This window comes from Pseudomonas sp. BNK-7 (assembly GCF_048072025.1).
GTDB classification, from domain to species: Bacteria; Pseudomonadota; Gammaproteobacteria; order Pseudomonadales; family Pseudomonadaceae; genus Aquipseudomonas; species Aquipseudomonas danubii.
The window spans coordinates 3,624,297-3,650,820 of sequence record NZ_CP182252.1; the positions used below are offsets into that span (position 1 = coordinate 3,624,297).

Annotated in this window: 24 protein-coding genes and 1 pseudogene; 6 read left to right on the forward strand and 19 right to left on the reverse strand. The window is 65.2% G+C overall.

What is annotated here, in order from left to right:
- Nucleotides 1-2 precede the first annotated feature (2 nt).
- Nucleotides 3-1,235, reverse strand: coding sequence for a diaminopimelate decarboxylase (gene lysA / locus ACMGF8_RS16855; protein ID WP_102864179.1), 1,233 nt, complete (start codon nt 1,233-1,235; stop codon nt 3-5).
- A gap of 129 nt (nt 1,236-1,364) precedes the next feature.
- Here lysA and ACMGF8_RS16860 point away from each other — a divergent pair, with 129 nt between their 5' ends.
- Both ACMGF8_RS16860 and ACMGF8_RS16865 read left to right on the forward strand, forming a co-directional pair.
- Entirely contained in the window at nt 1,365-2,288 is a 924-nt protein-coding gene (locus tag ACMGF8_RS16860) for a LysR family transcriptional regulator (RefSeq protein ID WP_102864180.1), read from the forward strand.
- A gap of 190 nt (nt 2,289-2,478) precedes the next feature.
- On the forward strand, nt 2,479-2,781 hold the full coding sequence (locus ACMGF8_RS16865; protein ID WP_047303532.1) for a hypothetical protein: 303 nt from the start codon (nt 2,479-2,481) through the stop codon (nt 2,779-2,781).
- 225 nt (nt 2,782-3,006) lie between these two features.
- Here the strand turns inward: ACMGF8_RS16865 and ACMGF8_RS16870 are convergent, their stop codons facing one another.
- The 5 genes from ACMGF8_RS16870 to ACMGF8_RS16890 form a co-directional block, all read right to left on the reverse strand.
- On the reverse strand, nt 3,007-3,753 hold the full coding sequence (locus tag ACMGF8_RS16870; protein WP_146036421.1) for a hypothetical protein: 747 nt from the start codon (nt 3,751-3,753) through the stop codon (nt 3,007-3,009).
- A 21-nt stretch (nt 3,754-3,774) separates the two neighbouring features.
- Nucleotides 3,775-4,182 (reverse strand): hypothetical protein, encoded by a 408-nt coding sequence (locus tag ACMGF8_RS16875; protein ID WP_102864182.1) that lies wholly within the window; start codon nt 4,180-4,182, stop codon nt 3,775-3,777.
- A 259-nt stretch (nt 4,183-4,441) separates the two neighbouring features.
- Entirely contained in the window at nt 4,442-5,620 is a 1,179-nt protein-coding gene (locus tag ACMGF8_RS16880; protein WP_102864183.1) for an acetyl-CoA C-acetyltransferase, read from the reverse strand.
- A gap of 11 nt (nt 5,621-5,631) precedes the next feature.
- Entirely contained in the window at nt 5,632-6,291 is a 660-nt protein-coding gene (locus tag ACMGF8_RS16885) for a CoA transferase subunit B (RefSeq protein ID WP_011060620.1), read from the reverse strand.
- A gap of 37 nt (nt 6,292-6,328) precedes the next feature.
- Nucleotides 6,329-7,027 (reverse strand): CoA transferase subunit A, encoded by a 699-nt coding sequence (locus ACMGF8_RS16890; RefSeq protein ID WP_011060621.1) that lies wholly within the window; start codon nt 7,025-7,027, stop codon nt 6,329-6,331.
- Nucleotides 7,028-7,208: 181 nt separating this feature from the next.
- Here ACMGF8_RS16890 and ACMGF8_RS16895 point away from each other — a divergent pair, with 181 nt between their 5' ends.
- Nucleotides 7,209-8,111 carry a LysR family transcriptional regulator gene (locus ACMGF8_RS16895; protein WP_102864184.1) on the forward strand — a complete coding sequence of 301 codons (903 nt, stop codon included), beginning with the start codon at nt 7,209-7,211 and terminating at the stop codon, nt 8,109-8,111.
- A 3-nt stretch (nt 8,112-8,114) separates the two neighbouring features.
- Here ACMGF8_RS16895 and ACMGF8_RS16900 read toward each other — a convergent pair whose 3' ends face one another.
- Both ACMGF8_RS16900 and ACMGF8_RS16905 read right to left on the reverse strand, forming a co-directional pair.
- On the reverse strand, nt 8,115-8,957 hold the full coding sequence (locus ACMGF8_RS16900) for an NAD-dependent protein deacetylase (RefSeq protein WP_102864185.1): 843 nt from the start codon (nt 8,955-8,957) through the stop codon (nt 8,115-8,117).
- A gap of 83 nt (nt 8,958-9,040) precedes the next feature.
- Entirely contained in the window at nt 9,041-10,006 is a 966-nt protein-coding gene (locus tag ACMGF8_RS16905) for a helix-turn-helix transcriptional regulator (RefSeq protein ID WP_102864186.1), read from the reverse strand.
- A gap of 159 nt (nt 10,007-10,165) precedes the next feature.
- Here ACMGF8_RS16905 and ACMGF8_RS16910 point away from each other — a divergent pair, with 159 nt between their 5' ends.
- A complete protein-coding gene (locus ACMGF8_RS16910; protein ID WP_102864187.1) occupies nt 10,166-11,377 on the forward strand; it encodes a CynX/NimT family MFS transporter in 1,212 nt (403 codons plus the stop codon).
- Here ACMGF8_RS16910 and ACMGF8_RS16915 read toward each other — a convergent pair.
- From ACMGF8_RS16915 to ACMGF8_RS16945, 7 genes and pseudogenes are all read right to left on the reverse strand, one after another.
- A complete protein-coding gene (locus ACMGF8_RS16915) occupies nt 11,367-12,230 on the reverse strand; it encodes a methyl-accepting chemotaxis protein (protein WP_374704524.1) in 864 nt (287 codons plus the stop codon). The two genes, ACMGF8_RS16910 and ACMGF8_RS16915, sit on opposite strands and share 11 nt — an antisense overlap.
- Nucleotides 12,225-12,998: pseudogene (locus ACMGF8_RS16920) on the reverse strand (CHASE3 domain-containing protein); the annotation flags it as partial. The pseudogene ACMGF8_RS16920 and the gene ACMGF8_RS16915, both read right to left, overlap by 6 nt.
- 213 nt (nt 12,999-13,211) lie before the next feature.
- On the reverse strand, nt 13,212-15,437 hold the full coding sequence (locus ACMGF8_RS16925) for an LTA synthase family protein (protein WP_180988594.1): 2,226 nt from the start codon (nt 15,435-15,437) through the stop codon (nt 13,212-13,214).
- Nucleotides 15,438-15,768: 331 nt separating this feature from the next.
- Nucleotides 15,769-16,470 (reverse strand): VIT1/CCC1 transporter family protein, encoded by a 702-nt coding sequence (locus tag ACMGF8_RS16930; RefSeq protein ID WP_102864190.1) that lies wholly within the window; start codon nt 16,468-16,470, stop codon nt 15,769-15,771.
- A gap of 55 nt (nt 16,471-16,525) precedes the next feature.
- Nucleotides 16,526-17,500: an FAD:protein FMN transferase gene (locus ACMGF8_RS16935; RefSeq protein ID WP_180988606.1), complete on the reverse strand. Its 975-nt coding sequence runs from the start codon at nt 17,498-17,500 to the stop codon at nt 16,526-16,528.
- Nucleotides 17,490-19,679 (reverse strand): PepSY domain-containing protein, encoded by a 2,190-nt coding sequence (locus ACMGF8_RS16940; RefSeq protein ID WP_102864192.1) that lies wholly within the window; start codon nt 19,677-19,679, stop codon nt 17,490-17,492. Before ACMGF8_RS16940 ends, ACMGF8_RS16935 begins: the two co-directional genes overlap by 11 nt.
- Before the next feature lie 26 nt (nt 19,680-19,705).
- Nucleotides 19,706-20,176, reverse strand: coding sequence for a DUF2271 domain-containing protein (locus ACMGF8_RS16945; protein WP_102864193.1), 471 nt, complete (start codon nt 20,174-20,176; stop codon nt 19,706-19,708).
- Between the two features lie 234 nt (nt 20,177-20,410).
- Here ACMGF8_RS16945 and ACMGF8_RS16950 point away from each other — a divergent pair, with 234 nt between their 5' ends.
- Together ACMGF8_RS16950 and ACMGF8_RS16955 are read left to right on the forward strand one after the other, a co-directional pair.
- Entirely contained in the window at nt 20,411-21,070 is a 660-nt protein-coding gene (locus tag ACMGF8_RS16950; protein WP_102864194.1) for a response regulator transcription factor, read from the forward strand.
- Nucleotides 21,067-22,410: a sensor histidine kinase gene (locus tag ACMGF8_RS16955; RefSeq protein WP_102864195.1), complete on the forward strand. Its 1,344-nt coding sequence runs from the start codon at nt 21,067-21,069 to the stop codon at nt 22,408-22,410. The genes ACMGF8_RS16950 and ACMGF8_RS16955 overlap by 4 nt, the downstream gene beginning before the upstream one ends.
- A gap of 162 nt (nt 22,411-22,572) precedes the next feature.
- On the opposite strand, the gene ACMGF8_RS16960 is transcribed toward ACMGF8_RS16955, so the two are convergent.
- From ACMGF8_RS16960 to ACMGF8_RS16975, 4 genes are all read right to left on the reverse strand, one after another.
- Nucleotides 22,573-23,013 (reverse strand): CBS domain-containing protein, encoded by a 441-nt coding sequence (locus ACMGF8_RS16960; RefSeq protein ID WP_102864196.1) that lies wholly within the window; start codon nt 23,011-23,013, stop codon nt 22,573-22,575.
- A gap of 169 nt (nt 23,014-23,182) precedes the next feature.
- A complete protein-coding gene (gene solA / locus ACMGF8_RS16965; RefSeq protein ID WP_102864197.1) occupies nt 23,183-24,352 on the reverse strand; it encodes an N-methyl-L-tryptophan oxidase in 1,170 nt (389 codons plus the stop codon).
- Between the two features lie 24 nt (nt 24,353-24,376).
- Nucleotides 24,377-24,901, reverse strand: a complete 525-nt coding sequence (locus ACMGF8_RS16970) for a DUF2867 domain-containing protein (protein WP_102864198.1) — start codon at nt 24,899-24,901, stop codon at nt 24,377-24,379.
- Between the two features lie 481 nt (nt 24,902-25,382).
- Nucleotides 25,383-26,489, reverse strand: coding sequence for a polyamine ABC transporter substrate-binding protein (locus ACMGF8_RS16975; RefSeq protein WP_219727676.1), 1,107 nt, complete (start codon nt 26,487-26,489; stop codon nt 25,383-25,385).
- Between the last annotated feature and the right edge of the window lie 35 nt (nt 26,490-26,524).

Consider the following 26,524-nt stretch of genomic DNA (forward strand, 5'->3'; position numbering starts at 1 on the left):
CCTTACAACCCCAGTTCCAGCGCCAGCAAGTCCGCCAGGGGCTGGCGCCGGCGGATCAGCTGTGGCTGGCCGTTGGCGAACAGCACTTCCGGCAGCAGCGGCCGGCTGTTGTAGTTGGAGGACATGCTGGCGCCATAGGCGCCGGTGTCGTGCAGCACCAGCAGGTCGCCAACCTGGGCCTGGGGCAGCAGGCGCGGGGTCAGGCATTCGTCGTCCTGGGTGAAGATATCGCCGGATTCGCACAGTGGGCCGCCGACCACGGTCAGCTGTTGCGGGCGCTGCACCGGCTGGCCGCTGGCGTCCAGCAGGCTCATGCCGTGGTAGGCGCCGTACATGGCCGGGCGCATCAGGTCGTTGAAGCCGGTGTCCACCAGCACGAAGTGATGCTGGCCGGCGGTCTTCACCACCCGTACTTCGCTGACCAGGCAACCGGCCTCGGCCACCAGGAAACGCCCGGGCTCGATTTCCATGCGCACGCCGTGGCCCAGGTAGGCCTCGATCTCCCGGCGCGCAACGCTCCAGGCGTTGGCGTAGCGCTGCACGTCCACCGCGGTGTCGCCGTCGCGGTAAGGGGTGGACAGGCCGCCACCAATGGAGAACGCCTCGATGTCGTGGTCCAGGGATTTCACCGCCGCCACCATGGCCGCGCCCACTTGTTCCAGGTGGTCGTAGTCGACCCCGGAACCGATGTGCATGTGCAGGCCCACCAGGTGCAGGCCGTACTGGCGGATCACCGCCAGGGCTTCGCCGACCTGATCGTGCCAGATGCCGTGTTTGCTGTTCTCGCCGCCAGTGTTGGTCTTGCGGCTGTGGCCGTGGCCGAAGCCCGGGTTGATCCGCAGCCAGACCCGGTGCCCCGGGGACTGCTCCCCGAGTTGACGGAGCATGTCGATGGAGCCGGCGTTGACCTCCACTTGCAGTTCCACCACGCGCTTGAGGGTGGCTGCGTCGAACAGGTCGCAAGTGAAGACGATGCCGGCATCCACCGGGCTGAAGCCGGCCAGCAGGGCACGCTCGATTTCTCCCAGGGATACGGCGTCGACCCGTACCCCGGCTTCGCGGATCAGGCGCAGCAGGTGCAGGTTGGACGAGGCTTTCTGGGCGTAGCGCACCACGTCGAAGGCCTGCAGCTGGGCAATGCGCGCCTGGATGGTGGCGGCGTCATAGCACCACAGTGGAGTGCCATATTGGCGGGCGGCGGCGGCGAGTTGAGCAGGAGAGAAGGGAATGGCCATGGCGATTGCTGTCTGTGGTCAGTGAGAGTGGCTGCAGCATGCCGATTTCCGGTCATTCAATAAAATATCTATTATTTGTAGCCTGATTCAGATTTGATATGGGTTGAGCGATCAAGCGAGCCTCTGTTCATGGACATCTCCCTGCGGCACATCGAAGTCTTCCGCGCCATCATGCAGGCCGGCAGCGTCACCGGCGCCGCGCGCCTGCTGTTCACCTCGCAGCCCACGGTCAGTCGCGAACTGGCGCGGCTGGAGGCGCTTTCCGGTCTGCGCCTGTTCGACCGCGAAGGCGGGCGCCTGCTGCCCACGGCCCAGGCCCTGCTGTTGCTTGAAGAGGTCGAGCGGGCCTATGTGGGGCTGGAGCGGATCAACAGCGTGGCCCAGTCGATCCGCCGTTTCGAGCACGGCCAGTTGAGCCTGAGCTGCCTGCCACTGTTCTCCCAGACCCTGCTGCCGCGGGTGTGCCAGCGCTTTTTGCAAGCGCATCCGGGGATCGGCCTGAGCATCACTGCCCAGGAGTCGCCGTTGCTGGAAGAGTCCCTCAGCGCCCAGCGCCATGACCTGGGCCTCACTGAAAGCGAGCACCTGCCACGAGGTACTCAAGGGGAACTGCTGTTCTGCGCCGATATGGTCTGCATCCTCCCGGACGATCATCCGCTGTTGGCCAGGCCACGGCTGACTTCGGAGGATTTTCGCGGGCAGAACTTCATCAACCTCTCGGGCCTGGATATCTACCGGCAAACCCTGGACGAGCATTTTCGCCAGGCCGGGGTCGATCGCCGGGTGGTGGTGGAAACCACCAACGCCGCCTCGGTGTGCGCCATGGTGCGCCAGAAACTGGGGGTGGCGATCATCAATCCCTTGAGCGCCATGGAGGAAGTGGGGCGTGGCTTGGCGATCCGTCCGTTGCAGCTGTCGGTGCCGTATCGGGTGATGCTGATCCGCCCGGACTACCGGCCTTCATCGAGTTTTGTCGAGGGCTTTTGCCAATCGTTGCGGGCCCAGGCCAAGGGGCTGCAAGAGCAGGTGGGGCGGATAGTGCAGGGCGCTTAGGGGCATTCGAGGCCTATGTGCAATATCGAGAGTGGAACCTGGCTCTTCAGGGAAACATGTCCCTCTCGTCTGGCTGTCGACAATTACCGAGGATGGCCTCAGCTGTCGACTGAACCTCTCAAGCGAGTCGGGCGACAGCATTTCAATCCCTACCGACTGAATCCGCTGACGGGTTCCGGAGTTGAAGAAAATGCCTATCGCCATCCATGCCCGCAATAACACCGCTGCTGCGCAGCAAGTTGCCATCAGGGGCACTGCCCAGGGCAACAACCTGGCCAATGTGAACATTCCTGCTCAAGGCAATGTGGTTCTTTATGTTCTGCAAGCGGATGCCAATGCCACTCTGTATTTGATCTGCAATGGGGTGACAGCCCAGGCCACCCAGTTGAATGTGGTCTATCACGGCTTCAGTAGTGTGGAACAAGACAGTGACTGGGCCCGCCAATGGACGGTCGAGGGCGCGCCGGACGGTGTTCAGCTTGACCTGGCGTAACCAGGAGCCAGCTTTTTCTGTAGGGGCCAGCTTGCTGGCGAAGGCGATCTTGAGGGCGCCTTCGCTGGCAAGCAAAACGCCGTTCGGCCAGCGCCTTCACAAGCTTGTCTGGCATTGGCGCAGGCGGCGATTTTCGCCAGTAGCAGGCACAGGGTCCGTGCCTTGCTGGCGTTGACCAGCAGCACTGCGGCGGCACCGGCGTTGAGCGACAAGGCGTGGGGGCTTTCAGGGCAGGTTGGGATGCAGCAGGTCTTCGCGGATGACGGCCTGGATAGTGCTGTAAGGCATAATCATCTTGGGTTTGAAATCGCTGCTGGCCGCCGGTTCAAGAAAGTTCTCCAGCAATGGAAGGCCAGCGAGTGGCAGGGTTGGCGCAATGCCGGTGAATTTCTGCCGGCTGACTTCGTATTCGCCAATCAGGTGTCCCAGGTAGTCGTCCATGGTCTGCAGATTATCTGTCAGGTGTTTGGCGTCGTAGAAGGCCTTGGCGCTGGTCCTGATATCCCGCTTGAGATTTTCCAGCTCAAATTGAGCCTCATTGATCAAGTCGAAGAAAGTGTCGTATTGATTCAGCGAAAGCTGGCGCACTGTACCTATAAGCGTCATATGCGCTCGGGTCATGCGCCGGGCTTTCTTGGTCTTGCTATAGGCGTTCATGGTCCTGGAAAGCACTGAGGTCAACAGCGATTCTCGGTATTCGAAACGCTTCTGTTGCAGGTCGCGCTGTTTTTCGCTGGCTTGACGGGCTTGCTCCGCGGTTCTGTCGGTAGCTTGTCGTTCGCGCTGATACTCAAACACCAGCAACGAGACGGTTGTGCCGATCACCGAGACCATCAGCAGTTGTAGCGCCGATTTGCCGATCTCGCTGGGCAGGCCCGTCATGGAGGACGAACAACAGACAGAGAGTGTCGCCAATGTGCTCAAGCTCAAGAGGGCAATGCAGATTAGCGTTAAGGCGATCCATTTCTTCATGATGCAATCCTTGCAAACGGCTTAGCGGGTGGTACTGGACTGATTCACTGATAGGGACCAGACCATCGAGGTCAGGATGCTCAGGTCGAGCAGCAGAAGAACCTTACGCAAGGCGGGGTAGTCGGCCTTGGTTCTCTTGAAGCTGGTTTTTTCCATTATCTGGATGTACCGGGTAATCGCCGTGACCGCCAGTTCGGCGAGCGGTTTCTCGGTGGTGGACGTGGTCAGCTCCGGCTCCTTCAGGCGGCTCTGGAAGGCGTCGATGGCGTCTTTTTCCTCGTCCGTACCGGGCTGGTAGACGATCTTCTGCTCAGGCGCATCTGTGCTGACTTTGTTGAACGGCACGACGGATTGGTTGACGTGTTGCAACGCCAGCGCCTTGGCCTGCGCCAGGTTGGCGAGTATCTGAATTCCCTCTGAGATCTTCATGCTGCCTCCCGCTCGTTGGCGCGGGCACGACCCCGTACTGTTTCAGCGGTGAGTCAGTAGGAGTAAGTGTCGAAAAGCAGGATCGCGCCAGCCGTACAAGTTGAATGTAGCTGACGGCTATAGCGCCGCTAGCGGCTTGCGTGGGCCATCGGTCAGGTCGCGAAATGCACTCGGCGCACGGGTAAGTGCGCCGGGTGTGTTGCCGACAGGTCGCCGGGTATCGTGGGTCCGGGGGCCAGCCGTGAAGCGCGATAGCGGCTTAGCGCTCGATGGCCAATGCCACGCCCTGACCGCCGCCGATGCACAGGGTCGCCAAGCCTTTCTTGGCGTCGCGCTTGAGCATTTCATGCAGCAGGGTCACCAGCACACGGCAACCCGACGCGCCGATCGGGTGGCCGATGGCAATGGCGCCACCGTTGACGTTGACCTTGTTCGCATCCCACGCAAGCTCCTTGGCCACGGACAGGGATTGCGCGGCGAAGGCTTCGTTGGCTTCGATCAGGTCCAACTGGTCCAGGGTCCAGCCGGCCTTGTCCAGGCAGCGGCGGGTGGCCGAGACCGGGCCGATGCCCATGATCGCCGGGTCGACCCCGGCGTTGGCGTAGGCGGCGATCCTGGCCAGTACTGGCAAGCCCAGGGCCCGGGCCTTGCTGGCGCTCATCAGCATCACCGCGGCGGCGCCGTCGTTCAGCGCCGAGGCGTTGCCGGCGGTGACGCTGCCGTCTTTCTTGAATGCCGGCTTGAGCTTGGCCAGGGCTTCGGCGGTGGTGCCGGGGCGCGGTTGTTCGTCGGTGGCGAAGGTCAGCGGTTCGCCCTTGCGCTGGGGAATCTGGATCGGGGTGATCTCGTCAACAAAGCGCCCGGCCTCGATGGCCGCTGCGGCTTTCTGTTGGGAGGCGGCGGCGAAGGCGTCCTGGGCTTCGCGGCTGATGCCGTATTTTTCCACCAGGTTCTCGGCGGTGATGCCCATGTGGTAGTCGTTGAAGGCGTCCCACAGGCCGTCGCTGATCATGCTGTCGATCATCTGGCTGTGGCCCATGCGCAGGCCGGTGCGGGCGCCGGGCAGCACGTAGTTGGACAGGCTCATGTTTTCCTGGCCGCCGGCGATGATCACTTCGGCATCGCCGCAGCGGATGGCCTGGGCGCCCAGGTGCAGGGCTTTAAGGCCAGAGCCGCAGACCTTGTTCAGGGTCATGGCGGGCACGGCGTGGGGCAGGCCGGCCTTGATCGCGGCCTGGCGCGCGGGGTTCTGCCCGGCGCCGGCGGTGAGCACCTGGCCCATGATCACTTCGTCCACCTGGGCCGGGTCGATGCCGGTCTGGGCCAGCAGTTGGCGAATCACCGCGGCGCCCAGGTCGACGGCGGGAATGCCCGCCAGGGAGCCCTGGAAACTGCCCACGGCGGTACGAGTAGCGGCAACGATAACGACGTCTTGCATGGTGGGGCTCCTTAAGCGAACTGCATTTCAGGCACGTGGTCCGGCACGATCAGCTTGCCGGCGGTCTTGCTGACGATTTCCTCGACGCTGACCCCGGGGGCGCGCTCCTTGAGGATGAAGGCGCCGTTCTCGATCTCCAGGTAGGCCAGGTCGGTGAGCACGCGCTTGATGCACTGGGCGCCGGTCAGCGGCAGACTGCAGCGGCTGAGCAACTTGGATTCGCCGTCTTTCGAGGCGTGGGTCATGGTGACGATGATGTTCTCGGCACCGGCCACCAGGTCCATGGCGCCGCCCATGCCCTTGACCAGCTTGCCGGGGATCATCCACGAGGCGATGTTGCCCTGCACGTCGACTTCGAAGGCGCCGAGTACGGTGAGGTCGATATGGCCGCCGCGGATCATCGCGAAGGATTCGGCGGAGGAGAAGATCGAGGCGCCGATGCGTGCGGTCACCGTCTGCTTGCCGGCGTTGATCATGTCAGCGTCGACTTCGTCTTCAGTCGGAAAGGCGCCCATGCCCAGCAGGCCGTTTTCCGACTGCAGCATGACTTCCATGCCGTCGGGGATGTAGTTGGCCACTAGGGTCGGAATGCCGATGCCGAGGTTGACGTAGAAGCCGTCCTGCAGTTCGCGGGCGACGCGCTGAGCCATTTGTTCGCGGGTAAGAGCCATGTTGGTTGTCCTTGTTAGTCGGGCTGGGGAAGGGCGATCACTTGCGCACGGTGCGCTGTTCGATGCGCTTCTCGAAGGTGCCGCAGATGACCCGGTCAACGTAGATGCCAGGGGTGTGGATCTGCGTCGGGTCCAGCTCGCCCGGCTCGACGATTTCTTCCACTTCGACCACGGTGATCTTGCCGGCGGTGGCCGCCAGGGGGTTGAAGTTCTGCGCGGTGTGGCGATAGACCACGTTGCCGAAATGGTCGGCCTTCCAGCCCTTGACGATGGCGAAGTCACCGGTGATGGATTCTTCCATCAGGTAGGTGCGGCCCTTGAACTCGCGGGTTTCCTTGCCGTCGGCCACTGGGGTGCCGACGCCGGTAGCGGTGAAGAAGGCCGGGATGCCGGCGCCGCCAGCGCGCATTTTTTCCGCCAGGGTGCCTTGGGGAGTCAACACCACTTCGATTTCGCCGCTGAGCAGCTGTTTCTCGAACAGGGCGTTTTCACCGACGTAGGAGGCGATCACCTTGCTGATCTGGCGGTCCTCCAGCAGTACGCCCAGGCCGAAACCGTCGACCCCGCAGTTGTTCGACACCACGGTCAGATCGCGGGTGCCGCGGCGCTTGATCTCGGCGATCAGGTTCTCGGGGATACCGCACAGACCGAAGCCGCCGGCGATCACGGTCATGCCATCTTGCAGACCTTCCAGGGCTTCCTCATAGGACGCCACGCGCTTATCGAAACCTGCCATTTGCACCATCCTCTTTCTTGTTCGTTGGCGGCTGGCCAGCCGTTTGCGGATCAGTGTTGCGCTGCACGATTGATTTGTTAAGTTGATTTTTAAGGTTGATTGATTTGAAAAGAAGCATAATCAGCTCCAAGCTTGCGGCCTGAAGTTTATAGCTTGCCGCTGCCCCCCATGAGGATGACAGATGACGGTTAAACAGATTCGGGCCTTTCTGGCGGTGGCCCACAGTTTGAGCTTTGCCCTGGCCTGCGAACGCCTGCACCTGTCGCAGTCGGCCTTGAGCCTGACCATCAAGGCCCTGGAAGAAGGCTTGGGCGGACGGTTGTTTACCCGCAATACACGCAATGTGGCGCTGACCCCGGAAGGCGAGGCTCTGCTGCCCCTGGCCCGGCGCCTGATCGCCGATTGGGACAACGCCGAGGACGAACTGCGCCAGCGTTTCACCCTGCAGCGCGGGCGGGTGACGGTGGCGGCCATGCCGTCCTTTGCCGGTAACCTGCTGCCGCCGATTCTCAAGCACTTTCGTGCCCGCTACCCCCAGGTCAACGTCACGGTCAATGACGTGGTCAACGAGCAGGTGCTGGAGATGGTCCGCGACCGCGAGGTGGAGCTGGGGGTGGCCTTCGAGCCTCAGGACAGCACTTCCTTGCTGTTCACCCCGCTGTACATCGACCGTTTCGTGGCCGTGGTGCCCAAGGATTCGCCCCTGGCGCAGCGCAGCCGCATCGACTGGCAGACGCTGCTGCAGGAGCCCTTTATCACCCTGCAGCGGCCGTCCACGGTGCGGGTGATGCTGGAGGACCATCTGCGGGCCCGGGGCGTGCAGTTGCCGGTGGAATTCGAAAGCCACCAGTTGGCGACTGTGGGGCGCATGGTCGCCAGCGGTCTGGGCGTCAGTGCGGTGCCGGCGCTGTGTGCCCAGCACATGCGCGAGCTGGGCGGGCATTGCCTGACCCTGGATGATCCGGTGGTGGAGCGGGCCATCGGCGTCTTGACCAAGCCGGGGGAGGAGTTGTCCACCGCGGCCCAGGCGCTGTTCGACATCCTGCGCGAGGAAAACCTCGACCAGCGCGTGGCCATGCTTTGAGGCTTAGCGCAGCAGGCGTTCGGCCAACAGCGGCAGGAGCTGGTCACAGGGCTCGCCGAGCTTGAGGTCCAGCAACTCGTCGGCGCGGGTCTTGCCGAAGTTGATGGCCAGCAGCGGCTTGCCCTGGTCCGCCACGGCGCGGCACAGGCGAAACGCCGAATACGCCATCAGCGATGAACCCACCACCAGCAGGCCGGCGGCCTCGTGCACGGCACTCAAGGCCCGGGCGGCGGTGATCTGGGCCACGTTCTCGCCGAAGAACACCACGTCGGGCTTCAAGCGGTCACCGTCGCAGTAGGGGCAGCGGGGCACCTGGAAGCGTTCCTCGAAGGCCGGGTCCAGCAGGGTGTCGCCATCCGGTGCCTGCACCGCGTCGACGCCGGCCAGGTAGGGATTGAGCGCCTGCAACTGCTGCTGGATGGCATCGCGCTGGCTGCGTTGGCCGCAGTCCAGGCACAGCACCCGGTGCAGGCTGCCGTGCAGCTCGATGACGTCCAGGCTGCCGGCCTGATCGTGCAGGGTGTCGACATTCTGGGTGATCACCCCGGCGATGCTTCCTGCCGCCTGCAATTGCGCCAACGCCTGGTGCGCAGCATTCGGCCGGGCCTGGCGCATGCGCGGCCAGCCGAGCATGGCCCGGGCCCAGTAGCGGCGCCGGGCTTCGGCCTGGCCGAGGAACTCCTGGTACATCATCGGCTGCTTGCCGCGGCGCACGCCGTCGTTGTCGCGGTAGTCGGGGATGCCCGACGGGGTGCTGATGCCGGCGCCGGTAAGGACCATGAACGGCTGGCCGTGCATGGCGGCGGCGAGTTGTTCGAGCGGTGGGGCAGTAGGGCGGTCGATCATGGGCTGCACTCGTTTCCAGTGACCAGGGACGCCTACCAGAAATAGACGCAAAGCCTTCGCGGCGCCAGTGTCTTACCCGCGGTTCAGCGCCGGGGGCCGAACACCGACTTGGGTGACTTGCCATAGAACCGGGTAAAGGCCGCGCTGAAGTTGCCAGGAAAGCGGTAGCCCACCTGATAGGCCGCCTGGGCCACCTGGCAGCCGCCTTCCAACAGGCGGTGGGCATGGCCCATGCGGATTTCCAGGAGCATGCGCTGCGGCGTGGTGTGGTAATGCTCGCGCAGGCCCTGCTTGAGCTTGAACTCGTTCAGCCCCACAGCGGCGCACAGATAGGCCACGCTCAAGGGCTGGTGCATCTGCTCGAACATCAGGTCGCGCACCTGCTGCAGCCGTTCAAGATCGGCGGCCTTCAGGCGCCGGCCCGGGGCGACAGGGGCGGGGGCCAGGGCCTGCAATTGCAGGGACAGCAGGCTCAGGGCGTGAATGTGCAACTCCAGCGTCGCTGGCTGCTGCCGGCCCCAGGGTTGGGCCAGGGCACTGAGATGGCCGGCACTGGCCCGGGAGGTGGGCCCGCAGGCCAGCAATTGCACGGCGTCCTGGCCCAGCAACTGGCGAGCCCGGGTGGGGCCCAGGTACTGCTGGAGCAGGGTTTCGCCCACCAGCAGGCGCAGTTGCTCCACCGTTTCATTGGCGCCATAACGGCGTTCGCCGCGGCTGGCCTGGAAGGCGCTGACGCTGGTGTGCCCGGCGCGAAACACCAGGCTCGAACCCTTGGCGTCGAGGTAGCCCGAGGTGCCTTGCAGGGCACAGGTGATCACCAGTAGACGGCCAGCGTGGCAACTGCTGGCCTCTTCGATCAAGGGGCGATTGGGGTGGTAGCGCGAGCGCACCAGGGTGAGGTCCTGGGCCAGGGGCAGGCTGTCGCTGTAGCAATCGCCCAGGGCCTGGGGCAACTGCTGGCGTGACCCGCCGCCCGGGGCCTGGCGGTGCTCGCGTGGTGCGTGGCACGGCAAGCGATAGGACTGGGAAGAACCGGGTGCAACGGCCATGTTCGCGCTCCTGCAATGGATGTTCTGCGTTTGCCATGGGAATGGATCCGTTTCCCATATGAACACGCATGATAAGCATTCTCGCTAGAAAGTAAGCTGTTTCCCAAGCAGGGGTGAGCGTCGTCACCCGGCGGCGCGCCACCTGCCACGGAGCAAGGGATGAACCCTCAGAGCTTGAAAAACGCCAGTCCCCGTGGGCTCTGGCTGCGTACGGTGCTGGTGTGTGCCATGGGCCTGCCGATGCTGATCTTCTATGCCATCGGCGCCCTCGGGCCCCTGCTGATCGCCGATCTTGGGATTGCGCCCCACTGGCTGGGCTGGCTGCTGACCAGCGCCTTTGGCCTGGCGGCATTGCTGTCCCTGTGGGCGGGGCCGCTGGCCAGCCGACTCGGCATCCGCCGGGGCCTGGCCTTGCTGTTCTGGGCGACCCTGGCGGGGTATGGCCTGCTGGTCAGCTTGCCGGGCTTTGCCGGGGCGCTGCTGGCCCTGGCGATCTGCGGAGTGGCCCAGGCCCTGGCCAACCCGGTGACCCAACTGCTGGTGGCCGAATGTGTCGAGGCCCGCAGCAAGGCCGCGGTGGTGGGGCTGAAACAGTCCGGGGTGCAGTTGTCCGCGCTGATCGCCGGCCTGTTGCTGCCGCCTCTGGCCGGGTCTCTGGGCTGGCGCGCAGCCCTGGCCTGCCTGCTTGTGCCGACATTGCTGCTGGCCCTGTGGGGGCCCAGGGTGGCGCCGGACAGCGCCGTGGGCAAGGCCGTGAGCCTGACGATTCCCCGGCCCAATTCACGGCTGACGCTGCTGCTCAGCGTGCAGCTGTGTGTCGGCCTGGTGCTTTCGTCCTTCGTGACCTTTCTTGGGGTATTCGCGGCCCGCCAAGGAGTGACGGTCGGCGAGACCGGGGCCATGGTCGCCGGGTTCGGGGTCATGGGCATCCTGGCCCGAACCCTGCTGACGCCATTGGCGGCCCGCATGGCCGAGGAGTCCTGGCTGCTGCTGACGCTGATGCTCCTGGCCAGCCTGGCCCTGGCGGTGACTGCCCAGGCCACGCCTCAGGCGCACTGGCCCTTGTGGTTCGGCGCTCTGGGCATGGGCCTGAGCGCCGTGGCCACCAACGCCATCGCCATGAGCATGCTGCTGCGCGATCCGGCCTTTGGCAGCCCGGCCTGCGCCTCGGGTCTGCTCTCGGCAGGCTTCTTCGCCGGGTTCGCCCTGGGGCCGGTGCTGTTCGGCGCCGTGCAGCAGGGCGCGGCGGGTTTTGCCAGCGCCTGGCTGATGCTGATCGCGGTCCTGCTGCTGGGTGCGGGGCTGAGTCTGATGCTGGTGCGTGCCCGAGCGCTTGAGTCGGGCAGTGCCAGTGCCAGTCCTAGAGCCTGAACACACTTACCTGCTGTTCCAGGTTCTGCGCCAGTTGCTGCAGGGAGCGAGCTGTCTCAGTGGTTTCCTCCACGGCCTGGCTGTTCTGCTGGGACATCTGGGCGATGCGCTCGACATTGCGCGCCACATCCTGGCTGGCGGCGGTCTGCTCCCGCAGGGCCAGGGAGATTTGGTCCACCACCCGCACCACATTGCCGGACGAGGTGCGGATATTGACGATGGCCTCACCGGCCTGCTGGGCCAGTTCGACGCCGTTTTTCACCTGATTGACCCCCACGTCCATGCTGCTCACCGCCTCTCGGGTGCCCAGCTGGATCTTGCCGACCATTTCGGTGATTTCCTGGGTCGAGTTGGCCGTGCGCTGGGCCAGCAGGCGCACCTCATCGGCGACCACGGCGAAGCCGCGACCCTGTTCCCCGGCCCGGGCGGCTTCGATGGCCGCGTTGAGGGCCAGCAGGTTGGTCTGTTCGGCAATGCCCTTGATCACGCTGACAATGCTGGAGATCTGCTCGGCGTGCTGGCCCAGTTCACCAATCTGGGTGGCCGAAGCCTGCACGGTCTCGGCGATCAGGCGCATGCTGCCCAGGGTGTCCTGGATCACGCTGCCGCCTTCCTCGGACTGGCGCCCGGACTCGCTGGACAGGGCGTGGGCATCCCCGGCGTTGTCCGCCACATGGTTGATGCTCACGGTCAGCTCTTCCACCGTGGCCGCCATGGAGGAGGCCGAGTGGGACTGCTCCTGGGCCGAGGCCGAGAGCTGCAACGAAGCACTGGAAATGCTCTGGGAGGCGCTGACCAACTGGTCGGCCCCCTGCTTGATCTGGCTGATCATGCTCCGCAGGCGCTCCTGCATGGCGGCGAAGGCCTGCAGCAGGTTGCTCACCTCATCACGGCCGGTGGCGCTGATGCTGCTGTCCAGGCGGCCGGCGGCGATGGCCTTGGCCACGTCCACGGCCTGGCGGATACGGCCCACCAGATTGCTGGACAGCGACCAGGCCACCAGCATGGCCAGCACCGCCGCCAGCAAGCCGCCGCCGATCAGGATCGCCAGGGCCGAGGCCTTGGCGTCGTCCATGGCCTGGCTGCGGGCGTCCTGCAGGCTTTTTTCCGCGTCGCGCAATTCACTGGTGAGCTGGCGCATGGCGTCCATCTTGGCCTTGTCGCGACCGGCGCTGATCTGTTCGGCCATGGCGGTGGCCGGCTGGCTGCCGGCGTTGATCGCCCGGCGCAGGTCCAGGTTGCCCTGGACGTCGTCGCGTAGCCACTGGTCGTGCAGGGCCTTGAGTCGCTCCAGGCGCGCCTGCTGCTCGGGGTTGTCGGAGGTGCTGCTTTTGATCCGGGCGTAATAGTCGGCAAAGGCTTTTTCGCCTTGCTCCAGAGGTTCGAGGAAGCTGTCGCGACCGGTGAGGGCATAACCGCGCATGCCGGTCTCGACATTGATCAGGCTGCGCAGCAGGGCGTCGGACTGGCTCAGGACCTCGTAACTGTGGATGTTGCTTTTGACACTGCTGCTGATCTGATCGAAACCGCGCAGGGCCGCTAGCACCAGCAGCAGGAGGATCAGCAGGACGACGCCGAAACCGGCATAGAGCTTTTGTGAAATGCTCAGATTGGAAAACATAGGAAGGACCGCTCCTAAACCGTTGACTGAATGCTTCACAGGGCTGTGTCTCGACGAGGCAGCGTGATAGCTCAATGATGTTCAAATGACATCAACGGTCCGACTTTTCCTGTACAAAAAAAGTTTCATGTACAGGAAAATATTTTTTGCGGGGCGTGTAGAGGGGCGCATCGAGCGTCGCCCGAAAGGGCGCTGCTCGATGTCCGGAAGGGTTCAGCTGGAATGGGCGCTGCTGTCTTCTTCGGGGTCGACGTTTTCAGGTTGCCCCGGCAACTCGGTGATCACGCTGAAGTCGCTGACTTCCACCGCGCCCAGGCCGTAGCCCAGAAGGTGGAAGGAGAACGCCTTGCGGGTTTCCGGGTTGTCGAAGCTGAAGTCCATCTGCAGCGGCTGGTCGGGGGTTACCAGCATTTCTTCCGGCAGGCCCAGGGGGACGTCCTGTTCCAGTTCCTTGCCCTTGAGCAGGATGTAGGCGTTCTGCTGCGGGTCGGCGGAGCGCACGGTGAAACGCACCCGGGTCTGGGAACCCTTGGGCATTTCCAGGTACTGGGCGCCGATCAGGTTGTCGGCCCAGTCATCCTTGATCTGCGCCTGCAGCGGGATGATCGCCGGGCTGCCGAACTGATAGTGCTGGTTCAGCGGCGATTGCAGCAGGCTGCGATCCAGATGCGTGGCTCGGGCACTGATCTGCCGGGCCCGCAGGCCGCCGTACTGACCCTGCAGACTGGCGCTGTCGGCGATGAAACCGGTGCTTGAGTAGTAGCGGCAGCGCTGCTGGAAATCACATTCGGTGAAGGTGCCCTGGCCGTCGTGGTAGCGCAGCTTGCCGTTGGTGTAGGACATGATTTCACGGCCCTGGGCGTAGTCGCGGAACAACGAGCGGCCGCTGAGGCTGGCGGGCACCGGCAGGCCGAAGTAGTCCAGCACCGAGGCGCTGAGGTCGACGTGGCCGTAGGTGCCCGACTTAAGATGGGGCAGCAGGTCCTGGTCCGGGGCCAGCATCAGGTTGAAGCCCCAGGACGAGGCCAGGCGCACGCCGTCGATGCCGTGGGATTCATCGGAGGTGATGATCACCAGGGTGTCCTTGAGCACGCCCTTGCGTTCCAGCCCCGTGAGGAACTGGTCGATGGCGTCGTCCAGGTAGCCGACCGCCGCCTGCTTGGGCGTCTCGTAGCGCTCCAGGTAGTCCTCGGGCGCGGAGTAGGGCTGGTGGGTGCCGACGGTCAGCAGGGTGAGCATCCATGGCTGTTTTTTCTTCTTCAACTGATCCACGTAGCTCAGGGCGCCTTCGAAGAAGGCCTTGTCGTCCTTGCCCCAGGGGAATTCCAGGTAGTTGTCGTTCTTGAACCACTCCAGGCCATGGGTCGCGTCAAAGCCGATGTGCGGCATGATCTTGTCTTTGGCCATGAAGCGCAGGCCGGCGCCTTGCAGGTAGTGGGTGTTGAAACCGAACTTGTGCATCTGCGCCGGCAGGCAGGCCTGGTTGCGCTGGTTCTGGGTGAGCATCTCGACGCCTTTGGGGGTGCCGTTGTCGAGCTTGTCGTAGTCGCCGCAGAGCATGGCGTACAGGCCGCGAATGGTCTGGTGGCTGTGCAGCACGTAGTCCGGGGTGTTCATGCCACGCTCGGCCCAGGCGCTGAGCTTGGGCATCAGGTCTTCCTGGTAATGGCTGTTCAAGGCCTCGCGGTTGGTGCGGATATAGGCCCCGGGAATGCCTTCCAGGGTAATCAGCAGCACGTTGCGCGCGCGGCCGGCGCTGGGCAGCAGCGGCTGGCCTTCAAGGTCGAGACGGGTCAGGCCGGCCATGGGCGGCGGCACATCGGCGACATCGCCTTGCAGCCAGTCTTCCAATTGCATCTGCGCCTGGCCGGTGGCGGTGGCCAGGGCCTGGTGGGGCAGGTTGAACAGCTGCCACTGATCGGCTTCGCTGGGTTTGAGGTATTGGGTGGCGCCGTGGGCCAGGAGCAAGCCCAGCGGCAGAATCCAGAGCGTGCGTGGCAGTGTCGGGGTTTTCACTGCACGACTGCTGCGCTGGACCACCAGCCACAGCACCAGCCCCAACACCAGGGTCAGCCCCAGCTCAGGGTGGGTCAGACCGCCGCCGGTGGAATTGCCGACAAACTGCGGGTCCGCCAGGTAGTGCAGATCGGCGAGGTTGGGCATGCGGCCCACCGCGCTCACCAGCTCGGCGCTGACCAGGGTCAGCAGCGCCCACACCAGCAGCACCGGCAGCGCCAGCCACCAGCGGCGGCGGTACAAGAGCAGGGTCAGCAGACTGGCGCTGGCCAGGTCGGACAGGTAACCCAGCGGATTGGACCAGCCCAGAGCCAGGCGTGCGCCCATTGGCACCAGCAACAGCAAGCCGAACAAGGTGCACAGGGGAGCAAGAGGGTGTTGGAGGCAACGACGGATCAACTTCACAAATAACCTGCCTGTCATCAAATCTTCACGCAAATGTGCGCGAGTTTAACAAGAGCTTCAGGTGAGACGTTTCTTATTCGTGGGGGGAATTCAGTTTTGGCCGAGTTGAGAATTGGCCCGGATGCTCTTCAGATTGAGCTGAAGGCCAGTGTTCAGGCGTCTGACGGCTGTTGTGGACAGGGCTGTCAGTGACGGGATTTACTATTTCAGAGTGTGAAAAAAACCGCTCCGATGGATCTGCTCCAAGGTGATGGCGCCGCGCTGTTGCAGGTGCTGACTTGCCAGCGATGGCGCCCGGCAGGGCGGTGCGGGTCTTGAGGGGCTATTCGCCGGCAAGCCTGCTACCGGCTCAGACCACGCTACCGAACAGGCTGCCCACGGCGGCGGTAAGGCCCATGGCCAGGGCGCCCCAGAGGGTCACGCGCCAGGCACCCGGGAGCACTTTGGCACCACCGGCACGGGCTGCCAGGCCCCCCAGGCCGCCGAGGAACACCAGGGACATGCCGGCAATCCACGGCACCACGCTGTGGGTCGGGGCCATGAAGGTCACCGCCAGGGGCAGGGCCGCGCCCACCACGAAGCTCGCCGCCGAGGCCAGCGCCGCCTGCAGCGGGTTGGCCGCCAGGGCCTCGCTGATGCCCAGTTCGTCCCGGGCGTGAGCTCCCAGGGCGTCGTGGGCCATCAGTTGCTCCGCCACTTGCCGTGCCAGTTCCGGCTTCACGCCGCGGCTCTGGTAGATACGGGCCAGTTCGTTGAGCTCGGCCGGGTGGTCGCTGGCCAGTTCGAGCCGTTCCCGGGCCAGGTCGGCCTGTTCGGTGTCCGCCTGGGAGTGCACGGAAACGTATTCTCCGGCGGCCATGGACATGGCCCCCGCCACCAGCCCGGCCATGCCGGTCACCAGCAGTGTGCCGTGGCTGGCGCTGGCCGCGGCCACGCCGATCAGCAGGCTGGCGGTGGAGACGATCCCGTCATTGGCCCCCAGGACGGCGGCGCGCAACCAACCGATGCGGTCGTTGCGGTGCAGTTCGCGGTGTCGGTGCATGAATTTCATCGGCGATGGACTCAGGTTGATGGCATTGCAGACACGGAAGCTGCGGATACGGGTTTCAGCGGGCCTCGATCTCGGCCTGCAGCTGTCCACCCACAATAGACACTTCCCGCCACTGCGTACCGTCGCGGATCACGAACAAGGCATCCATACCGCGTTCCTGGGCCAGCCGTGGCCCCTCGACTTCACCGAGTACCAGCAGCGCGGTGGCCCAGGCGTCGGCCAGCATGCAGCTGCTGGCCACCACACTGACCGAGGCCAGACGATTGCGCAGGGGTTCGCCCGTCGTCGGGTCGAGGGTATGGGCGTAGGAATGCCCGGCGATGTCCACCCACCGGCGGTAGTCGCCGGAGGTGGCAATGGCCGCATCTTCCAGTTCCATTACCCCCATCACTTGGCGTTCGCCGCGCAGGGGTTTTTCCACGGCCACGCTCCAGGGCTGGCCCCCGGGCTTGCGGCCCCGGGCGCGCATTTCGCCGTCGATCCCTACCAGGTAGTCGCGGATGCCGGAGGCTTCCAGGGCCCGGGCCAGCTCATCGACGCCAAAGCCCTTGGCGATGCCGTTGAGGTCCAGGCGCAGTTTGCCGCGCTTGCGCAGGCGGTGGCGCCTGGGCTCCAGCACCAGGGCGCTGGTGGCCGGGCAGCGACGCTGCCGGCCCAGTTCACGCAAGGCCGGCAGGTCCAGGGTCCGTGGCGTGGGGCCAAAGCCCCAGCTCTGGACCAGATCCCCCACGCCAATCTCGAAGGCACCGCACGATTGCTCGCTGACCCGCAGCGCCGTGGTGATGACGCTCATCAGCTCCCGGGGCACGCTGATCCAGCGATGCCGGGGCGCGGCGTTGAGGCGGTTGAGATCGGACTGGGGGTTCCACCCCGACATCTGCTGCTCGACCCGCGCCACGGCCTGGGCCAGACGCTCGCCAAGGTCCTGGGTGGCGAAGCCCGGGGCGGCGTAGAACAGCGCGCTGTAGCGGCTGCCCATGGTCGGGCCGTTGAGGCTGTAGCGCTGCAGTGCGGCGGTTTCAGTAGACATCTTCACGGTAACGTCCTTGGGCCTTGAGGGTCAGTACGCTGAGATTGAGCGGGGCCAGCACTTCGTCCAGGGCCAGCATCACGCCCTTGGCCATGTCCCGGCTGCCGCAGACCAGCACCTGGGCGCCTTTTTCCACCAGCCGGCGCAGTGCCAGGGCATCGGCCAGCAGCCGGTCCTGCACGTAACCGCGCTCCTGGACCTGGGAGAAGGCCGCGCGCAGGGCGGTCAGGCGCCGGTCGGCCAGGTAGCCCTTGAGCTCCGGCTCGTAGAGAAAGTCCGAGGCTGGGTGACGCCCGCCCCAGTACAGGTGCATGGGCTGCCGGGAGCGGTTGCCGCGGATGAACCCCGCCAATGGGCCGATGCCAGTGCCGGCACCGATCAGGATCACCGGCTGCGCGCCTTTAAGCGGACGAAACTGCGGATTGGGCTGGATGAAACCTTGGATTCGCGCGCCCAGGTGCAGATCATGGAGAAAGCCCGAGCATAGGCCGCCCGGGTGCTTGCGCACGCAGATCTCCAGCACCCCGTCGACGCGGCTGCTGGCCAGGGAATAGAAGCGGGGCTGGGTCGTGCCGGGGGGCAGGATGCCCACCAGGTCGCCGGCCTGGAACTCGGGTAACTGTTGCCCGCTGCCGTTGGCGGCCTTGAAGCGCAGGATCCGCGTCGGCGCCTGGACCTGATCGCCATAGGCCACCGACTCCACCAGTTGCCACTCCTGGCAGGGCAGGGCGTGGGCCTGATGCTGCAGGTCCAGGGGCAGGCCCAAGGCCCGGCCCAGGGCCTGGCCCCAGCGGCGGAATTCCTGGGGCGACTGGCGATGGATGTTTTCCTGGGGCAGCAGGCACTGCGCACCGCTGGCGCTCAAGGCCTTGTGTGCCTGTTCGGCAAAGCCGCAGAAACGCGGGAACTGCCGGTCGCCAAAGCCCAGCACGGCGTACTTCAGATCAGGCGCCAGCGGCTGTTGTTGCAGGCGCGCGAGGAAGTCGCTGGCCGAGGCCGGGGCATCGCCGTCGCCGTGGGTGGCGGTGAGGATCAGTAACTGGCGGGCCTTGGGGTAGTCGCTACGCAGCTGGTTCATCGGTGCGCTGTGGACCTTGCGTCCTGCCGCCACCAGGGCCTGCTGCAGGGTCCGGGCAAAGCCCCAGGTGCTGTTGTTTTCGCTGCCCACCAGGATCACGCAGTCGGCGGCGTCGGCCGGGCAATTGTCGTCGATCGCCACCGCGTCGCGCCGCCGGCGCCACCACAGCCACAGGCCGGTGAGGCTCATCAGCGGTACCCCCAGGGCGCACACGCCCAGCAGCAGGCCCAGCCACCACAGGCCTTCCCCGGTGTGCAGTCGATAGATGAGCGCATCAAGCTGCTGCATCCCGCTGTCGGGTTGGAAGGCCAGCAGGGCACCGCTGGCCGGATCGACATAACCTTGGCCGCTGCGGGTGTGCAGGCTGTACAGGTCCTTGGGGTTGCCAGGGTCGGGGTAGACCAATTCGCGCAGATCGTTGAGGTCCAGGGCCTGCAGCGCCGCGAGGCTGGCCACCGGCAAGGCCGGGCCGGCGCTGATCGGGGGCGGCAAGGGCGGTTGGTTCTGGCCGTCGTCGGCGATCAGGCCCAAGGTGCCGGCCGACAGGTACAGCCCGCTCAGGGCCGACAGCAGCAGGCCAAGGATCGTCAGACGTCCCACTTCGGCGTGCCAGCGCTGGCTGAAATTGCCGCGCAACGGCCGCAGCAGCTTGCCCCAGCCACCGGCGCGGCGAGCCAGCAGCACGGCGCCGGACGCCGACAGCAACAGCATTGCCAGGGCGCCCAGGGCCGACACGATATGCCCCGGGGTGTCGAGAAACAGCGAGCGGTGCAGTTCCTTGACCCAGCGGGCCAAGGCCGAGGGCGTGTAGGGCGCGAGCAGCGCACCGGTCTGTGGATCGACGCGGCTGGCCAAGGTCTGGCCATGCTCTCGGTGATAGACGATCAGCGTGCCCGAAGGCGTGCGGCGGATCTGCTCGATCCCGCCCAGCTGGCCGGCCACGCGCCCGGCCAGTTGCGCCACGCTGATGTCGGCCGCCGCGGGGGGCGCCTGCAGGCGTTCCAGGGCCGGGATCAGCGCCAGGGTCGCGCCGCTGATGGCCAGCAGCATCACCAGCAGGGCGGCCAGCAGTCCGGGAATTGAGTGCAACGAGCGCAACATGGTCGGGCCTCCTCAAGGCGCAGGGCTTACAGGTCGTAGCGCAGCGACTGCACATAGGTGCTGCCGCTGGCGGGCTGGCCTGCGCCCTTGAGTGTCAGGGGCAGGACCACGTCCGCGCGCACATCGCGCTGGTCTTCCACGGCGCTGTCGATGCGGATCTGATAGCCGGCGTCGATCAGGCTGTCCGCCAGATCGGCGCTGACGGTCAGGGTCTCGCCGCTGCCCACGCTGGCGCCGCTGACGCCGTCGTACTGACCGGCAACCGTGCCGCCACCGCGGGCCCAGTCCGGCAGGTGCTTGTAGTACTTGGCCTTTTTGCCGGCGACCCACAGGGTCTTCTGGTAGGCGCCGTTGGCGTCGGTGAGGTAGATCGCCAGGTAAGCACCGTTGCCGCTGTAGGGCTTGAGCTGGGTGGTCAGGGTCACTTCACGGGCCTGGGCCAGTGCTGGCAGGGCCAGGGCCGCGGTGAGGCAACCGGCGACGACAAGCTTGTTCATGAGGCTGTCCTTTTTGCTGAATGTGGCTGCAGCCTGGGCCGGTTAGCTGACAGCAACCTGAAGGCCGGGGAAAAACTTCAGGTCGTGGTGCTCTCGGCGACTCGGGCTTTTGCTGATCTGCCTCGCATCCCGCGGGCGCGACACTGGCTACCCTGATCAGGCCGGCGGCGTCTTCAGATTCGCGTCAGGTTCAGCGGTTAAGGTGCAGCACCACACAGGTACAGGAGAACGTCGATGCGGGTGTTATTGGTCGAGGATGCGACAGGGCTGGGGGATGCGGTGCGCGAGCAGATTGCCGACGATGGCCACGCCGTGGACTGGGTGCAGCGCCTGGAGCAGGCCCGGGCCAGTGTCGCCAGCACGCCCTATGACCTGATCCTGCTGGACCTGATGCTGCCTGACGGGCGCGGCCTGGAGTTTCTGCGTCAGCGCCGCAGCGCCGGGGATGTGACCCCGGTGATCATCCTCACCGCCCAGGACCAGATTTCCGAGCGCATCGCCGGGCTCAACGCCGGCGCCGACGATTATCTGGTCAAGCCCTTCGACCTGTTCGAACTGTCGGCGCGGGTCGCCGCGGTGGCTCGGCGCTACAGCGGCAACCCCAACCCGCAGATCCGCCTCGGCGAGCTGCAGGTGGACCTGAGTGCCCGCACCGTGCAGCGCGGCGGCAGCATCATCGACCTCACTGCCCGCGAATGGGCGGTGTTCGAGGCCTTTGTCCAGCGTCCCAGCGCCTTGCTCTCCAAGTCGCAGTTGGAGGAGCGGCTGTATGCCTTCGGCGCGGAAATCGAAAGCAACACCATCGAGGTCTACGTCAGCCGCCTGCGCAAGAAGCTCGGCCGCGAACTGATTGAAACCGTGCGCGGCATGGGCTACCGGCTGATGCCCGCATGAAGCGTCCCATCAGCCTGCAAAAACGCTTGAGCCTGGGCCTGACCCTGGGCATGACCCTGCTCTGGCTGGGGGCTACCGCCGGCACCTGGCTGGTGGTCCAGCACGAGCTGGATGAAACCTTCGACAGCGCCCTGGAGGCCACTGCCCAGCGCATCCTGCCCCTGGCCGCGCTGGAGATCGGCAACCGTCGCGGGCCGCGTCGGGCGCGGCACGTGGCGACTCTGAAGATGGACAGCGAGTACCTGACCTACCTGGTGCGCGATGCCGAGGGGAGAATCCTCATGCGCTCCCACGACGCCAAACTGAAAATCTTCAGCCACCGCCCAAGCCCCGGCTTCAGCACCACGGACAAATACCGCCTGTACAGCGCCAGCATCGAGAACGACTCGATCGTCATCGAAATTGCCGAGCCCCTGGCCCACCGTCGCGAAGCCTCGCGGGAGGCGTTGCTGGCGTTGTTGCTGCCCTTGCTCGGGCTGATTCCCATCAGCCTGCTGGGCACCTGGGTGTTCGTGCGCATCAGCTTGCGCAGCGTGCTGGCATACCGGCGGGCGGTGGAATCCCGGGGTGTGGGCGACTTGTCACCGATCAAGGTGGCGCGCCTGCCGGCGGAAATCGATCCCCTGGCCGAGGCGGTCAATCATCTGCTGGAGCGCCTGCGCAAAGCCCTGGAAGCGGAGCGCAGCTTCACCGCCAACAGCGCCCATGAACTACGCACGCCCCTGGCGGCGACCCTGGCGCAGATCCAGCGCCTGCGCCAGGAAGCCCCAGAGGGCCCTTTGCAGGTGCGGGCGGCGAAGATCGAGAACGCCCTGCGGGAACTGGCCAGGCTCTCGGAAAAGCTCATGCAACTGGCCAAGGCAGAGGGCGGCGGGCTGCTCTCGCAAACCCCCGAGGACCTGATTCCGTTGCTGGCCCATGGCGTGGAGGAGTGGAATCGCGGCGCGGCGGCGCGGATCAACCTGCAGTTGCCGGAGGCAGCCCGGGTGTGCACGGCCATCGATCCGGACGCCTTTGGCATCCTGCTGCGCAACCTGATCGAGAACGCCCTGAAATATGGCGATCCGGCGCAGCCGGTAGAGATCAGCCTCGGCGCCGACGGTTGCTTGCGGGTGATCAATGGCGGGCCGCGGGTGCCAGCGGAGGTACTGCAACGCTTGACCGAACGTTTTGTGCGTGGCAACAGCGAAACCAGCGGTTCGGGCCTGGGCCTGGCGATTGCCCAGAGTATCGTCCACGGCGTCGGCGGTCAGTTGCACCTGGCCTCACCGGCCAGTGGCCGCGACGACGGCTTCGAAGTTCGCGTGCACTTTCCCCTGGAGAGGCCGAGCCAATCGTAGACGCTGGCTTGCCAACGAAGGCGCCGGTTGGATCGGTGCAAGGCTTGCGGGCCTGTTCGCCGGCAAGCCGGCTCCTACGCAATGGGCTGCCACTGAGCGAGCGTCTGTAGGAGCTGGCGGGCCAGCGAAGGCGCCGTTTGGGGCGGTGCAAGGTTTGCGGGGTTACTCGCCGCGAATGTATTGCTCCAGCTGGCGGATCAGGTCGGCCTGTTCGGCAATCGCTTCCTTGACCAGGTCGCCAATGGACAGCAGGCCCAGGAGTTGGCCGTTCTCCACCACCGGCAGGTGGCGCAGGTGGCTGTCGGTCATGATGCTCATGCAGGTTTCCACGCTCTGGTGGGAGTCCACGGTGATCACCGGCGAGCTCATGATGGCGCTGACCGGGGTGCCCACCGAAGAGCGCCCGTGGAGCACCAGTTTGCGCGCATAGTCGCGCTCGCTGATGACCCCGACCACTTGACCGTTCTCCATCACCGGCAAGGCGCCGACGTTTTTTTCGGCCATCAGCATCAGCGCTTCCAGGACCATCTGGTGCGGGGCGATGGTGTGCACTTGCTGGTTGTGCTTGGCCTTGAGTTTCAGCAGTTCTGCGACGCTCTTCATGGGGCGCTCCGGTGGTTCTACGTGGGGCGGCGATGCGCCGCCCTGAGGGGTTGTTAAAGAATCGTAGAGACTGGGCCCGTCGGCAAGGCTGAAAACGGCAGATAAACGGCGAAAAACGTCAGCCCGGGGATTTTTTTTCATCGCGGCCCCGATAACGGGGCCGTGGCCGTCAGTGGAAGCGTTGCAGGGAGAAACTCTGCAGGTCGATTTCGCTGCGGCCGTCCACCTGCAACTGGGCCAAGGCTTCGCCAATCGCCGCCGAGTGCTTGAAGCCATGGCCGGAGCAGGCGCTGACCACGGTGACGTTGTCCAGGCGCGGGTGACGGTCGATGATGAAGCCCGAATCCGGAGTCACGGTGTAGGCGCAGACGCTGGCCTTCACCAGCTCCGGGGCGAGCCCGGCGATATGCGGCGCCACCAGCTCGCGGAACAGGCGCTGGGCATCGGCGAGGCTGGGCTGGCGGTCGAGGCTGTCCGGCTGGCTGCTGACGCTGTATTGCTCGGTGGCGATTTTCACGCTGCCTTCGCCGGGAATCGGCGGGAAACCGTAGCAGGTGTCGACGTCGTCGGCGCTGTGGAGGATGAAGCTCGGCGAGCGGGCTGGGTAGTGTCGGGGCTCATCGAGGCGGAACCAGTACAGCTGCTGACGGCAGACCTGCAGCAGGGCGTCGAAGGGCGCGCCGAGCAACTGCGCCGACCACATGCCGGCGCTGACGATGACTTTCCGGGCCTTGATCGGCGAGCCGGTGCTGATGATCTCCACGCCCCCGGCGTCGGACTTGAGCTCCTGCACGGTCTGGCCGGTGATCAGGGTCGCCCCCAGTTGCCGGGCCCGGGTCAGTTGCGCGTCGATGCAGCGTTCCGGGCGGACAAAACCACCGCCGGGCTCGAAGTAGCCCCGGGCGCTGTCATCCAGCGGGGCGAACTGCGGGAAGCGTTGACGGATCTCGGTGGCGTCCAGCACTTGGTGCTCGATGCCATAGCGCCGGGCCAGTTCGATGCTGTTGTCGGTGAAGTCCCGGGCGTCCGCCGGCCGTAGCGGATCGGTGCTGGCGGTCATCACCAGCACGCCGCACTGCTCGAACAACTGCACATCCAGTTCGGCTTCCAGCTCGCGCCAGATCTCTTGCGAACGGATCGCCAGGGGCACGTAGGCCGCGCCTTCGCCCACCGCCTGGCGGGTGATGCGCGTGTCGCCGTGGCTGGAGCCGTGATCATGGGGCGGGGCGAAGCGGTCGATGCCCGCCACCTTGACCCCGCGCTTGGCCAGTTGATAGAGGGTGGCGGCGCCCATGGCGCCCAGGCCTACGACGACAACATCGAATTCGGGTGTCTGCACGGCAAGATCCTTGGGGATGAAGGCTCAGCGGTTATTGATGGTGGCCAGGGTCATGGGCGCGATGATCCGGTGGAACGGCGCCACCGGCAGCATGTACAGGCGCCCCAGGCGGTTGTGCGGATGCACCACGGTGCTCAGCACCACCGGGCGCAGGCCCTCGGCGGTCTGGGGCTGGAGGTTGAGGGACAGGTGCACGTCCAGGTGCTTGTCGCGGTCCACCACCAGCACTTCGTCGGGGCTTTGGGAGATCAGGGTGAAGATGCCGACCCGGTCGCCGGGCTGGTAATCCTCGTCGGGGCGCGCCAGGTCAATGCGGGTCAGGCGTCCCAGGTCCTTGAGGCCGAACAGCTGCACCACGCGATTGCGCAGGCCCATCATGCGGTCGATCCAGGCCGGGGTCTGGCTCATCAGGCACAGCAGGTGGCGCATGGCGCTGCGCTCGGGGTCTTCGGCCAGGGTGCGGCGACAGTCGATGAAGCTCGCCCCCGGGGCCAGGGCAGCGATGCTGGAGTCATGGGGCAACGGGCAAGGGTGAACAGCGGTTTTCATCGATACGGCTCCCTGTAGAACTGGCGGCTGGGGCTGCATGCCGATCAGCCACGCCAGAAGCGGCAAAAAATACCACTTCCAGGGGCGGGGAACAGCCTGTGGCAGCGACAGGGGTCGCAGGATCCTCTGCTGCCTTCAGGATCGCAGCGTTTGTTGCATCGGTATGCCGCCCGAGCCGTTCGCAGCCTGCGGCAGCGGCTACAGGGTGTAGCCGCTGTCGAGCGTCAGCGAGGCTGCGACAGGGGGCGCAGGACCCTCTGCTGCCTTCAGGATCGCAGCGTTTGCTGCGTCGGTCTGCCGCCCAAGCCTTTCGCAGCCTGCGGCAGCGGCTACAGGGTGCACAAAAAAGGCGCCCGAAGGCGCCAAGGATTCACCCCAACCGAGGGAGCCGGGTGAAGCCGTTCGCAGGGGTGTCGCGGTGGTAAGGCGCGACATGAACGGAAAAAGGGCAGCCGTGCCCGCCCGCGGCGGGCACCTTGGATCATTTACCCAGCTTGATCCTGGTCCAGCCGCGGTTCATCACGCGCTGGATGGCAATCGGCTGGTCCGGCACCGCGTAGAGGGTGGCCAGTACCTCTTGTGGCGGGTAGGACGCCGGGTCGTTGCGGATCGCTTCGTCCACCAGTGGCGTGGCCGCGGCGTTGGCGTTGCTGTAGCCGAGGCTGTTGGTGACCTCGGCGATGATGTCCGCGCGCATCAGGAAGTTCATGAACAGGTAGGCGTTGTCGACGTTGGTGGCGTCCTTGGGGATGGCCATCATGTCGTAGAAGCTGCCGGCGCCTTCCTTGGGAATGCTGAACGCGACCTTCTCCTTGTTGCCGGCCTCTTCGGCGCGGGAACGGGCTTGCAGTACGTCGCCGGAGTAACCCACGGCCACGCAGATGTTGCCGTTGGCCAGGTCCGAGATGTACTTGGAGGAATGGAAGTAGGTCACCGAAGGCCGGATCTTCATGAACAGTTCCTGGGCTTCGAGGATCTGCGCCTTGTCCTTGCTGGTCACCGGGTAGCCCAGGTAGTGCAGGGCGGCGGGGAGCATTTCGGTGGGCGAGTCGAGGAAGCTGATGCCGCAGGCCTTGAGTTTCTCGGCGTTCTCCGGCTTGAACAGCAGGTCCCAGGAGTTGATCGGGGCATCAGTGCCCAGGGCCGCCTTGACCTTGTCCGGGTTGTAGCCGATGCCGATCGAGCCCCACATGTAGGGGAAGGCGTGGGCATTGCCCGGGTCGCTGGCGGAGGCGTTTTTCAGCAGTACCGGGTTGAGGTTCTTCCAGTTGGGCAGCTTGGACTTGTCCAGTTCCTGGTAGACCCCGGCCTTGATCTGCTTGGCCAGGAAGCTGTTGGACGGCACCACGATGTCGTAGCCGGACTTGCCGGTGAGCAGGCGCGCTTCCAGGGTTTCGTTGCTGTCGAAGACATCGTAGGTGACGTGGATACCGGTTTCGGCCTCGAACTTTTTCAGGGTGTCCGGGGCGATGTAGTCCGACCAGTTGTAAACGCGCAGCACCTTATCGTTGGCTTGAGCGCCGGTCACCATCGCGCCCATCAAGGACAGTGAGAGCAGGGTTTTGGCGAACAGTGTCCTGCCAAGCATTTTCATCACTACAACTCCATTTCTTATTGTGCAGA